This is a genomic window from Pseudomonas sp. S34, from assembly GCF_009866745.1.
GTDB classification, from domain to species: Bacteria; Pseudomonadota; Gammaproteobacteria; order Pseudomonadales; family Pseudomonadaceae; genus Aquipseudomonas; species Aquipseudomonas jessenii.
This window is the reverse complement of record NZ_CP019398.1, coordinates 349,203-362,368: the sequence shown is the minus strand read 5'-3', so window position 1 is coordinate 362,368 and position 13,166 is coordinate 349,203. Positions and strand designations below refer to the sequence as shown.

Annotated in this window: 7 protein-coding genes; 1 reads left to right on the top strand and 6 read right to left on the bottom strand. The window is 60.4% G+C overall.

The window, feature by feature from the left end; translation table 11 throughout:
* Positions 1–2 precede the first annotated feature (2 nt).
* The 4 genes from PspS34_RS01585 to PspS34_RS01570 all read right to left on the bottom strand — a co-directional run bounded on the left by PspS34_RS01585 (position 3) and on the right by PspS34_RS01570 (position 8,637).
* Positions 3–1,013, bottom strand: a complete 1,011-nt coding sequence (locus PspS34_RS01585) for a class 1 fructose-bisphosphatase (RefSeq protein ID WP_150811990.1) — start codon at positions 1,011–1,013, stop codon at positions 3–5.
* Positions 1,014–1,319: 306 nt separating this feature from the next.
* Complete coding sequence (locus tag PspS34_RS01580) at positions 1,320–2,693, bottom strand: DUF3999 domain-containing protein (RefSeq protein WP_154861210.1); 1,374 nt, start codon at positions 2,691–2,693, stop codon at positions 1,320–1,322.
* Complete coding sequence (locus tag PspS34_RS01575) at positions 2,690–5,896, bottom strand: DUF2339 domain-containing protein (RefSeq protein ID WP_154861211.1); 3,207 nt, start codon at positions 5,894–5,896, stop codon at positions 2,690–2,692. The genes PspS34_RS01580 and PspS34_RS01575 overlap by 4 nt, the downstream gene beginning before the upstream one ends.
* Before the next feature lie 290 nt (positions 5,897–6,186).
* Positions 6,187–8,637: a glycogen/starch/alpha-glucan phosphorylase gene (locus PspS34_RS01570; protein ID WP_154861212.1), complete on the bottom strand. Its 2,451-nt coding sequence runs from the start codon at positions 8,635–8,637 to the stop codon at positions 6,187–6,189.
* Between the two features lie 255 nt (positions 8,638–8,892).
* On the opposite strand from PspS34_RS01570, the gene PspS34_RS01565 reads away from it, so the two are divergent.
* The gene (locus PspS34_RS01565; RefSeq protein WP_150811994.1) at positions 8,893–9,330 is read left to right on the top strand and encodes a YkgJ family cysteine cluster protein; all 438 of its coding nucleotides are present in this window, start codon (positions 8,893–8,895) and stop codon (positions 9,328–9,330) included.
* 220 nt (positions 9,331–9,550) lie between these two features.
* Here PspS34_RS01565 and typA read toward each other — a convergent pair whose 3' ends face one another.
* A complete protein-coding gene (gene typA, locus PspS34_RS01560; protein ID WP_057712399.1) occupies positions 9,551–11,371 on the bottom strand; it encodes a translational GTPase TypA in 1,821 nt (606 codons plus the stop codon).
* A gap of 139 nt (positions 11,372–11,510) precedes the next feature.
* Positions 11,511–12,965, bottom strand: coding sequence for a tRNA uracil 4-sulfurtransferase ThiI (gene thiI / locus PspS34_RS01555; RefSeq protein ID WP_057712400.1), 1,455 nt, complete (start codon positions 12,963–12,965; stop codon positions 11,511–11,513).
* Positions 12,966–13,166 lie beyond the last annotated feature (201 nt).

The window sequence follows — 13,166 nt, the reverse complement described above, 5'->3', positions numbered from 1 at the left end:
GTTTATTCCTTGTGGTAAGCCGTGACGCGGGCAACTTCTTCTTTCGAACCGAGGAACACCGCAACACGCTGGTGCAGGCCTTCCGGCTGGATGTCGAGGATGCGCTGGTGGCCGTCGGTGGACGCGCCGCCTGCCTGTTCCACCAGGAACGACATCGGGTTGGCTTCGTACATCAGGCGCAGTTTGCCCGGCTTCGACGGCTCGCGGCTGTCGCGTGGGTACATGAACAGACCGCCACGGGTCAGGATGCGGTGCACGTCAGCCACCATCGCGGCAACCCAGCGCATGTTGTAGTTCTTTTTCAGCGGGCCTTCATCGCCGGCCAGCAATTCGCTGACGTAGCGCTGTACCGGTGCTTCCCAGTGACGCTGGTTGGAAGCGTTGATGGCGAATTCCTGGGTGGTTTCAGGAATGGTGATGTTTTCGTGGGTCAGTACGAAACTGCCCATCTCACGGTCCAGGGTGAAACCTTTCACGCCGTCGCCCAGGGTCAGGATCAGCATGGTCTGCGGGCCGTAGATCGCGTAACCGGCGGCCACTTGCTGGGTGCCTGGCTGCAGGAAAGCCTTCTCATTCAAGGGCTCGTTCTGGCTCAGGTATTCGTTCGGGCAACGCAGTACCGAGAAAATGGTGCCGACCGGGGCGTTGATGTCGATGTTCGACGAACCGTCCAGCGGGTCGAATACCAGCAGGTACGCGCCTTTCGGGTATTTGCCCGGGATCTGGTAGGCATTGTCCATTTCTTCGGACGCCATGCCGGCCAGGTGACCGCCCCATTCGTTGGCTTCGAGCAGGATCTCGTTGGAGATCACGTCGAGCTTTTTCTGCACTTCGCCCTGGACGTTTTCAGTGCCCATGCTGCCCAGAACGCCACCCAGGGCGCCTTTGGACACGGCGTGGTTGATCTCCTTGCAGGCACGCGCCACCACTTCGATCAGGAAGCGCAGATCGGCAGGAGTGTTGTTGCTGCGGGTCTGCTCAATCAAATAGCGACTCAAGGTAACGCGGGACATGGAAGGCTCCGGTGGAATGGGGGGGCTAAAAACCCGCGCAGTTTAACGCGAGTCGGGGCGCATTTCCTCCTATCAGACGTGATCGGCCAAAGAGAGTTCATGTGCGGGGATGAGCGTAGTAGGAAATGGGCCGCGCGTGGAGCTCCAATGGATAGCAGATTTCGATATCTTTGGTGATCGGTAGTCCGTATTCGCGAGCAAGCCCGCTCCCACATTGGACCAGCTGTGCACACACCATTTGTGCCACAAAGCAGATCCAGTGTGGGAGCGGGCTTGCTCGCGAATGGCGCGAAGCGCCAGCCTTCTTCAGGATTTGACAGAGGGCTTGCGCAGCAAGCTGAACGCCATCGCCGCCAGGAACAGGACACTGAGCAACAACACCGCCCACAAGCCGAACTTCTTCCAGGAGATGTCCGTCGTCGCCAGCGTTTTCTCTGTCGATGCATTCGAAACCACCGCCCCGACATCCACAATGGCCCTGCCCAAGGTCGCGAGCTTCGCCGGGCTGTAATCCGGAATCAGCGTCGACAGCGGCAAGTTCGCCGCCTTCGCCGTCGAATTCCCCACGACCAGCGTGTAAGGCCCAGGCCCGCGCGCCAGGAACACCAGTTGTGTGGCACGCACGGCATACTTCAGCGTCGGCGCCCGATCACCCAGGCCGCCACCGCGTTCGTCCACGGTCAGCTTCAATTGCTGGACGATTTGCCCGGACAACTGCAATTCGTTTTGCACCACATCCTGACCGTTCTGGGCCAGGCGATAGAGCAAACCGCTGCCCAACGACTGCCATGGCAGACTGCTGTCGCGACGGCCGGCCAGGCGCACTGGCGCCAGACTGTTGGGCTGGCTCAACTCGACCTGCACCCGCTCGACATTCAGCCCCATCGGCAACTGCCAGGTGTATTCACCCGCCTTCACACTGCTGCCGGTCAACCCTTGGGACCAGACCAACGGCAGCGGCAGGCTGCGGGTACTGGCGCTCTGTAGTTGCGCCGAAGTCAGTGTCGGTGCCGAATGCGGCGTGATCCACAGTAACCGCAGGTAGCGTGCCGACTGGCCCGGCAGGTTGACTTCATGCTGTTCGACCCGCTCGTCGGAAAAAGTCAGGCGCGCCACCTGCCCTTCGCCCCAGGACTGCCAATGCTGCAAATCGTCGCTAGCTTCGATGGTGAAACGCTGGAAGCCGTCGCGCTCGCTGCTCCAGTCCAGAACCAACTGCTGCAACGGCGCCTTGATAGCCGAAGCGTCGAGCAACCAGCCGCGCAGCTCTTCCTCACCCGCCTCCAGCTGACTGGAGGGCTGCACCTCGACCAATGTGCCGTTGGTGCTCGATTGCACCCGCACGCTCGGCGCGGTTTCAGTGGCGTCCACCGAGTTGTACAACGGAAACCATTTCACCTCGGTCAAGGTGCGCGCTTCATTGCTCCGCGCCGTTTCCCGGGCCAGGGCATACGCCTGAACTTCGCCCGCCGCATTGAACACACGCACATCGCTCAGGTCGGCCTGCCGTGCATTCAGTTGTACGTTCAGGGGCAGCTCAAGGCGATACCAGGGCCCTTCGCCCGTCACCGACAAAGGCACTTGGGTGGTGAAGTCCGCCGGTTTTTCCTGGGCAACCGCCGACAACACTACGCCCATGGCAACAGCGCCCAACCAACCCAGGTTCAGCTTCTGACTCAAGACGACACTCCTTCGGATTCCGGGACCGGTTTCTCGACATCCGGCACAGCTTCGGCACGCTTGGGCGGCAGCGGGGCGAAATAGCCCACCACCAGCAGCAACACGCCGACACCGATAAACGACACGATCCGCGCCAGCCCGCCGCGATTACTCAATTCGACAAAGAACAGCTTAGCCACGACCACACCTATCAAGGCGGCGCCGATCAACCAGACTTCGCGGTGGCGACGCAAATGGCCACCGATCATCAGGCTCAGGGCCATCAAGGTCCAGACGATGGACAACCCGGCTTGCACCCGCATCGACGCCAACAACAGGTCCAGCTCGAACGGCACCCCGCTCCAATGGTGCGCCGTACGCATTACCAATGCCGTAAAGAACACGAACAGCGAGGCACCTGCGACCCCTTGCGTGGCGATGGCGGCGTAATCCTTGTGCAGCGACAGTTGTGTCATGGCGCTGCGGGACCAGACATAGATGCCGAACAGCGCGAACAACACGCCCAGCTCCAGCGGGTTGATCAATGGCACGTAGGGCAGTGGCTCGGCGTTGCCGTCACTGGCGACATTCGCCAGCCAGAACCAGCCGAGCATCAGCAACGCCAGCGGCGCGGCGGCGTATACACGGTATTCCCTCGAGTACGCCGCCACCGGCCACGGCCACGCGCGAGGCGCCGCCATCAGAACCAGATACAGACTTGGCAGAATCGCCCAACCCAACCAGCGCCAAGCGTTGTATTGCTCGGACAACACCAGCAAGCCATAACGCAGCTCCAGCGCCAGCACCCCCATCAACAGCCAACAGCCGAGCACATGGGCGACACTCGTCACGCGTGCTGGCAGCATGGGCGCCAGGCGTCGCAGGGACATGAAATGCACTACGAACACGGCGGCCCACGCCAGCCAGCCGACGTCGGCCGCCGGGTGGTAACGCGAGTGCCAGGCCGCCAGCAGCACCAGCGCCGCCGCGGGAATCAACACCGTACCGAGCACCCCCAGTGACGGCCATTTCAGGCGCAGCGCCAACACCGTCCATAGCGCAACACTCAGAGCTGCGATGCTTAACAACAAAGTCGCCTGCATCGGCAGCGACGCAAAATGCAGCACTTCGATGACCCAGGCCAACGCCCACCAGCCCGCGCCCCACACCAGCAACGCCTGGGACAATCGCAACAGGCTCAGCCCTTCGAATGCTTCGGGCGAAGGACCTATCTGCAGACGCCAGGCCCCGACCATCGCTGCCAGCCCCAACACCAGCGGCGCCCAGAATCCAGCATGAGCCAGGGGACTCAGCCCTTCACTGAACAGCGGCCCCGTCGCCAGGAACAGTGCACCACCCAACAGTTGCACAGCGAGCGCGGTGAACACGAATGTGCGCGATGGCAGGCGCAAGCCAACCAACAACGTCAACGCCCCGGCCAAGGCCCAACCGATCACCGTGCCGTGGCTGAAGAAAAACAACGGCGCCAGCAAATAGAGAAACGCCAGCCCGAGGCACGCCAGGACTGGCAGACCTTTTAGCTCCCAAGGCCTGATCTGCTCCGGCAAGGCTTTACGCAACTGGTAGAAGCTGAACAACAACGCAATGCCCAGTAACAGCGCGCCTAGCGGTACACCACCGAGCAGGCTGCTCTCGCTGTTGTGCAGCTCGCTGAGAAACACCAGCGCCGAGCCCAGTTGCAGGAGCAAGGCAAACGCCCGGGCCAGGGGCCTTTGCTGGCGAAGGCCGAGCCAGAAGATCCCCGCGCCCTCCACCGCCCACGCCGCGGTCGTCCAGCGTGCATCGAGCCCCAGCGGAATCGCCAGGCTGGTGAAGATCACGCCCAAGGCCAGGCAGGTTTCCCCCAGCAACAGCGTGCGCCCGGCCATCAGCCAACGGGCAAGTCCCATGTAAATCATGCCCAGCGCCAAGGCACTGAACGCCGCAGCGAACTCCAGATGCTGCACCAGCGCGAACTGCAAGCCGAAACCCACCAGCGGCGGACCGAACAGCAGCGTGCCGTCGACGTAGTCGCCCTTGCGCGCCGACCATTGCAGCAGCGATTCGCGACTGCTCTCTGCCGGTGCATCGCTCATTTCCAGCAGCCTGCGCCGGGCGAACAGCAGACCAATGGCCAGGTACATCAGGAAAAACAAAATCAGAAACGGCTCGGTGCTCCACAACTGCTCCGGCGAGTAGGAACGCAGGCCCCAGGCGAAACCGATGCCGAAGGTGCCGCTGAACCCGATGACATTCAACAGCCGCCAGGCCTTGAACCAGGCGATGGCGAAGATGCCGGCGTTGAGCAGGGCAAAATAGCTGAACAGCGCGACGTGGCTGCCGGCGCCGGTGGAGGCCAGCAGCGGCGCGGCGAATCCGCCCAGTGCGGCCGCGGCGGCCAACCCCAGGGAGTCCTGGGTAATGGCGAGAATCGCCGAACAGACTGTCACCGCCACCAGCAGGCCAAACCCCGCCGTGGGATCGAGCAGCGGATGCAGGCGCATCGCGGCAAACACCGTCAGGTACAACACGGCGATCCCGGCCCCTTGCAGGATCAACGCATAACTGCTGTTGCGCGCCCGTAACCACCAGCCTAGCCCGAGCAACCCCAAGGCTGCCGCCGCAACGCCTGCGTACCGCAACTCAACCGGCACCACCACGCCTTCGGTGGCATAGCGCAGCAAAAAGGCCAGGCCGAGGAACAACAGCACCACGCCGACCCGCAACACGGTATTGCCACCGAACAACCAGGCTCGGGCACGGCTGATGGCGCGATCGATAAGGTTCGGGCCACGCGGAGGGACAGGTGGTTGTGCCTGGTGAGCGATCGGCTCGGGCTTCCAGGCATCGGCGGGCTGCGAACGGTTGGTTTCGGTGGCCGCTGCGGCGATCGGCTCGAGTTCGGGCGGCAGCTCCCAGACCAACTCCGGGGCTGCGGCAGGCGCTTCATCGAGGATGGTTTCAGGTGAGACAAGTGGCTCGCGGGTTTCCGGCGCCTTGACGCCCGATGCTTCGAGCAGCGCCAGCCGTTGCTCGACCGCCTGCAGCGCTACCTGCGCCTGTTCCAGCAAACGCTGCTGCTCGACTGCCTGCGAGTCCATGCGAGCCATGCGAAGGGCCTGGCCGATACCCAATCCGAATAACGCGCCCAGCAGCGCATCGCTGAATGACTCGTCGAGTATCCAGCCGAGCACCAGCCCTATCAGCATGAACATCCATTGCATGGTCGATATCCCTAAGCGGCCCCATCATGAGGCAAGTCCAAGCGGTACAGTGTCTGATCAGTCTAGTGCGAAAACACCACAACCCTCTGTAGGAGCGAGCTTGCTCGCGATGAGGCCATAACATTCAGCATTAATGTTGAATGTCAGTGCGCTATCGCGAGCAAGCTCGCTCCCACAAGGGATTGTGGTGTGTTCAGAATCTGATCAACCCTGCCGCCCGGTAATCCAGCGCCTAGTATATCGACCCAGCCCATCAACAACCGGGTCTTGCTCGCAGTTCTGGCTTAAAACTACTCCAGTGCCTTCCAGATTTCCGTGGCGTACTCGCGAATGGTCCGGTCCGACGAGAACCAGCCCATCCGCGCCGTGTTCAACACCGCCGAGCGCCACCACTCCTTCGAATCGTGCCAATGGGCTTCGACGCGCATCTGGGCGTGCCAGTAGGAATCGAAGTCGGCGCAGACCAGGAAGCGATCGTAGTCCACCAGCGAATCGATCAATCCGGTGTAACGGGACGGATCGTCCGGCGAGAACACCCCACCACGAATCGCTTGCAGCACATCGTTCAGACGATGGGACGCGGCGATATCCGGCACCGCGCTGAACTCATGATTCTGTTTGCGTGCCTCCACCTGCTGCGCGCTGAGACCAAAGATAAACATGTGCTCGGTGCCGATGCGCTCGCTCATTTCCACGTTGGCCCCATCCAGGGTGCCGATAGTCAGCGCGCCGTTCAGGCCGAATTTCATGTTGCTGGTGCCTGACGCTTCGAACCCGGCGGTGGAGATCTGCTCGGACAAATCCGCCGCCGGAATGATGCTCTCCGCCAGGCTGACGTTGTAGTTGGGCAGGAACACCACTTTGAGCAAGCCGCGCACGGTCGGGTCGTTGTTCACCACCCGGGCGATGTCGTTGGTCAGCTTGATGATCAGTTTGGCCTGGTGATAGCTCGCGGCTGCCTTGCCGGCGAAGATTTTCACCCGTGGCACCCAGTCGATTTCAGGCTCCGCTCGAATCGCCTGGTACAACGCCACGGTGTGCATCAGGTTGAGCAACTGGCGTTTGTACTCGTGGATTCGCTTGACCTGCACGTCGAACATCGCCGCCGGGTTGACCGCCACGCCCAGTCGCTCATGAATCAGGTACGCCAGGGCTTTCTTGCTGTGCAGGCGTTGCTCGGCAAACGCCTTGCGGAATGCACTTTTCTCGGCGAACGATTCAAGGGCGAGCAAACGCTCTTCCGGGTTGTCCAGCACCTCGGGGCCAAGGGCATCGACCAGCATCGAGGTCAGCTCGGGGTTGGCCTGATACAACCAGCGGCGGAAGGTGATGCCGTTGGTTTTGTTGTTGATCCGCTCCGGGTAGAGCTTGTGCAGTTCGGAGAACACCGTTTGACGCATCAGCTGCGTATGCAGCCCGGACACACCGTTGATGCTGTGGGACCCGAGAAACGCCAGGTTGCCCATGCGCACCCGGCGACCGTTGTCTTCCTCGATCAGCGACACCGCGCGCAGTACGTCGAAGTCGTGAATGCCCTTGGCCCGCAGGGAGTCGATGTGGTGGGCGTTGATCAGGTAAATGATCTGCATGTGCCGCGGCAACATGCGTTCCATCAAGCCGACCGGCCAGGTTTCCAGCGCTTCGGGCAGCAATGTGTGGTTGGTGTAGGACAGCGTATCGACGGTGACCTGCCACGCGGCATCCCACGCCACGTCATAAACGTCGACCAGTTGCCGCATCAGTTCAGCCACGGCAATCGAGGGGTGAGTGTCGTTGAGCTGGATAGAGGCGTGATCACCCAGGGTCAGCACCGAGGTGTGCATGTTGCGATGGCGGCGCAGCAGATCCTGCAACGAGGCGGCGACGAAGAAGTACTCCTGGCGCAGGCGCAACTCCTGGCCGGCCTCGGTGCTGTCCGCCGGGTACAGCACCCGGGAGATGCTTTCGGCCCTGGCCACTTCGGCCACGGCGCCCAGGTGGTCGCCGGCGTTGAAACGCTCCAGATGCAGATCTTCCATGGCGCGGGCACGCCACAGGCGCAGCGTGTTGACGCTCGCCCCGCGCCAGCCGACCACCGGCGTGTCGTAGGCAATCGCCCGCACGGTTTCCGCCGGGGACCAGACTTGTCGGGATTTGCCGGTGTCGTCGGTCAGGGTCTCGACACTGCCGCCGAAACCGATGGTGTAAGCCACTTCCGGCCGCTCGAACTCCCACGGGTTGCCGAAATCCAGCCAGTGTTCGGTCTGCTCCTGCTGCCAGCCATCGACAATCGCCTGACGGAACAACCCGTGCTCATAGCGGATGCCGTAGCCATGACCGGCGATGCCGAGGGTCGACATGCTTTCCAGGAAACACGCCGCCAGACGCCCGAGGCCGCCGTTGCCCAGGGCCGCATCGGGCTCCAGCATGCGGATGCGCTCAAGGTCGACGCCGAGTTCGGTCAGGGCTTCGCGGGCCACGTCGAGCAGGCCGAGATTGCTCAGGCTGTCGAACAACAGCCGACCGATGAGAAATTCCAGGGAGAGGTAATAGACGCGCTTCTGACCTTTGCGGTAGATCTGCCGCGTGTGATCCATCCAGTGCTCGACCATGTGATCCCGCGCGGCCAGGGCAATGGCTTCGAACCAGTCGTGGTCGAAGGCGTGATCCGGGTCTTTACCCACTGCATAAGTGAGTTTGGTCAAGACGGCGTCGCGGAATGCGGCCACCTCTGCTTCGCGAACAAGTGGTTCTTGAGTCATCGATAGGACCTCGAGCGAGCTTGGAGTTGTCTGAGCCTAGACGGTCTGACAGGCGGTAGAGGCTCTGGTTCGGCAGTTTTTCCTGTAAGGGCGAATCGGGTCGGCAATACATTGTCGTGTACCTGATTCAATGCAGGGGCCGTGCCGGATTAGCGGATTATTGGCCGGCCGTGAAAAAATCTGGCGAAAGGTTGTTCAAAAATCCACCAGTCCCGGTATGATCGCGCGCCCTGATGCACACGCTGGTAACAAACGATGATGAAGCCGAACCTGATCGCTGCCGCAGAGATCGACCGCCTCGATACCTGGGCCAAGTACTCTGCCCCGATGTGCGGCTCGTGTATGTCCAGCTGCTGCACCCTGCCCGTCGAGGTCAAGATCAAGGATCTGATCCGCATCGGCGTGGTCGATGAGTTCGAGCTGGGTGATCCGCCGAAGAACATCGCCAAGCGCCTGCAAAAGGAAGGTTTGGTCGAACGCTTCAATCAGAAGTCAGGAATCTTTACCCTCCAGCGCATGAGCAACAACGATTGCCTGTACCTGGATCGTAAGAGCCGTCTGTGCACTATTTATGATAAGCGCCCGGATACTTGCCGCAATCACCCGAAAATCGGCCCGCGGCCGGGGTATTGCGCGTACAAGCCCAAGGAAGTGGAGCGCGTGCAGAATTCTCGGTCGATTGAGCGGTTCTGATATTTCCTGATTTCTGCGGCGGTTGATCCGCCGCCTTCGCGAGCAAGCCCGCTCCCACAGGGGATCTCTGATGTACACAAATCAAGTGTTCACTGAAGATCCAATGTGGGAGCGGGCTTGCTCGCGAAGAGGCCAGCACAAACACCGCATAAACCGCAGACAAACAAAAACGCCCCCGGTCTCTCGACCGGGGGCGTTTTCGTTCAGCCAGGGCTAAATCTTATGCCTTGGCTTTCTTGGCAGCGCGGGTACGCTCGCTTTCGTCCAGGATCTTCTTGCGAAGACGGATGGACTTAGGAGTTACTTCACACAGCTCGTCGTCCTGGATGAATTCCAGAGCCTGTTCCAGGGTGAAGCGAACAGGTGGAACCAGAGCGATGGTTTCGTCTTTACCCGAAGCACGCATGTTGTCGAGCTTCTTGCCCTTGGTAGGGTTAACGCCCAGGTCGTTGTCACGGCTGTTCAGACCAACGATCTGACCGTTGTAGATTTCCTGACCGTGTTCTACGAACAGCTTGCCACGCGCCTGCAGGGTTTCCAGGGAGTAGGTCAGTGCCTTGCCGGTTTCAACCGAAACCAGAACGCCGTTCTGACGGCCGGACATGTCGCCGGACTTCATCACGTCGTAACGGTCGAAGATCGAGGTCAGGATGCCAGCACCGTTGGTCAGGGTCAGGAACTGGTTACGGAAACCGATCAGACCGCGAGCAGGGATGTTGTATTCCAGACGTACACGGCCCTTGCCATCCGGCACCATGTTGGTCAGGTCGCCCTTACGCAGGCCCATCTCTTCCATCACCTTGCCCTGGGATTCTTCCGGCAGGTCGATGGTGACGTTTTCGAACGGTTCGTGCTTCACGCCGTCAACCAGACGGATGATCACTTCCGGACGGCCTACAGCCATTTCGAAGCCTTCGCGACGCATGGTTTCGATCAGTACCGAGAGGTGCAGTTCGCCACGGCCGGAAACCTTGAACTTGTCAGCCGAGTCGCCTTCTTCAACGCGCAGTGCAACGTTGTACAGCAGCTCTTTGTCCAGACGTTCCTTGATGTTACGGGAAGTCACGAACTTGCCTTCTTTACCGCAGAATGGCGAGTCGTTTACCTGGAAGGTCATGGAAACGGTTGGCTCGTCGACGGTCAGCGGCTTCATCGCTTCGACCGTGTCCGGGTGGCACAGGGTGTCGGAGATGAACAGCGAGTCCATACCGCTGATGCACACGATATCGCCTGCTGCAGCTTCTTCAACGTCGATGCGGTGCAGACCGTGGTGACCCATCAGCTTCAGGATACGACCGTTACGCTTCTTGCCGTCGGCACCGATAGCCACAACCGGGGTGTTCGGCTTGACGCGACCACGAGCGATACGGCCAACACCGATAACACCCAGGAAGCTGTTGTAGTCCAGTGCGGAGATCTGCATCTGGAACGGACCTTCACGGTCAACAGCCGGCGCCGGTACGTTGTCGACGATCGACTGGTACAGCGGGGTCATGTCTTCAGCCATTTCGGTGTGGTCCAGACCGGCAATACCGTTCAGGGCCGAGGCGTAGACGACTTTGAAGTCCAGCTGTTCTTCGGTGGCACCCAGGTTGTCGAACAGGTCGAAGATCTGGTCCAGAACCCAGTCCGGACGCGCGCCTGGACGGTCAACCTTGTTGATGCACACGATCGGACGCAGGCCGGCTTCGAAAGCCTTCTTGGTCACGAAACGGGTTTGCGGCATAGGGCCGTCTTGAGCGTCAACCAGCAGCAGAACGGAGTCGACCATCGACATTACGCGTTCAACTTCGCCGCCGAAGTCGGCGTGGCCCGGGGTGTCCACGATGTTGATGTGGTAGCCGTTCCAGTTGATGGCGGTGTTTTTCGCCAGAATGGTAATACCGCGCTCTTTCTCCTGGTCGTTGGAGTCCATCACGCGCTCGTCGTTGAGCTCGTTGCGCTCCAGGGTGCCGGATTGACGCAGGAGTTTGTCTACCAGGGTGGTCTTACCATGGTCAACGTGGGCAATGATGGCGATGTTGCGTAGATTTTCGATCACTTGTGTATCTCGATCAGAGGATTCGGTGTGCTGACAAGTCTTGGCAGCGATTAACAGTAGCGTCCGTGAAAGCCGTTACAGCTTGACGGTGGCATCGGGGGGCCGGTGACGCAGGCCACAGGCAAACAGCCCCGGGCACTTAGCTCGGTCGATAAACGCGCACATTGGCATGCCCCTCACTGAGCAAATGGTGGGCATGCAGGCGACTCATCACGCCTTTGTCGCAATACAGCAGGTACTGGCGAGTAGGGTCCAGTTCCTTGAAACGAGCGTTCACTGCATAAAACGGCATCGTTTGTACCTCGATGCCAGCGAGGTCCAGCGGGTCGTCTTCAGCGGCATCCGGGTGACGGATGTCGATGACGATCTGACCGGCCAGCGCTTCGCTGACTTCTTCAATCTGCAAGTCCTGGCCCAATTCATCGATCACGCGATCGATCGGCACCAGCTTGGCGTTTTCGAGCGCACGCTCGAGTACCGCCATATCGAATTCTTTCTCTTCATGCTCGACGCGATAGCGCTTGGCCGCGGTCTTCGGATTGACCGAGATGACGCCGCAGTATTCCGGCATGTGCCGGGCGAAATCGGCGGTGCCGATTTCGATTGCCGTGTCGATAATGTCCTGCTTGTGACTGGCGATCAGCGGGCGCAGTACCAGCTTTTCGGTCACGCAGTCGATCACTGACAGGTTCGGCAGCGTCTGGCTCGACACCTGGGAGATCGCCTCACCGGTGACCAGTGCGTCGATGTGCAGTCGATCGGCAATTTGGGAGGAAGCGCGCAACATCATACGCTTCAATACTACGCCCATATGACTGTTATCGACTTTGCCGAGAATTTCGCCCAGCACTTCTTCGAACGGCACACTGACAAATAGCACGCGTTGGGAGCTGCCGTACTTCTTCCAGATGAAATGCGCGACTTCCATGACGCCCAGTTCGTGGGCACGTCCGCCCAGATTGAAGAAGCAGAAATGCGCCATCAGGCCGCGGCGCATGATCTGGTAGGCCGCCACGGTGGAGTCGAAGCCACCGGACATCAGCACCAGGGTCTGCTCCAGCGCGCCCAGCGGATATCCGCCGATGCCGTTGTGCTGGCTGTGGATCACGAACAACCGTTGGTCGCGAACTTCGATCCGGACTTCGATTTCCGGCGCTTTCAGGTCGATCCCGGCGGCGCCGCACTCGCGACGCAGTTTGCTGCCGACGTATTTTTCGACGTCCATCGAGCTGAACGTGTGCTTGCCCGCACGCTTGCAGCGCACCGAGAAAATTTTCCCGGCCAGCGCATCGCCGTAGTGCTGCCTGCACTTTTCGGTGATGTCGTCGAAGTCGCCCAGCGGGTACTCGTCGATCTGCAGAAAGTGCGCGATGCCCGGCATGCAGGTCAGGCGTTCACCCATCTCTTTCAAGGCTTTCGGGTCGGTAACACGGGTTTCCAGCTCGAGATTGTCCCACACGCCGTTCACCACCACGGCCGGATCCAGATCACGGAGCACGGCGCGGATGTTTTTGGCCAACTGGCGGATAAATTTCGTCCGGACAGGTCGACTCTTGATGGTGATCTCGGGGAAGACTTTTACGATTAATTTCATGGAAACAGCGCGCGCATGGCCTGCCGAAAAAGGGGGGCGCGGATTATAGCGGAAATTGCTCAAGGTTTAACCAGTTAATGTGCAGAAGGTTTTGCATGCACCAAAACAGGTCATTTATTAGATATGGCGCCACATTACAGGGCGAGCTTTTCTGCTTTAAAGGGCAAAACGCCCTCTCAAGCGTGATTTTGGGGCAAAAAA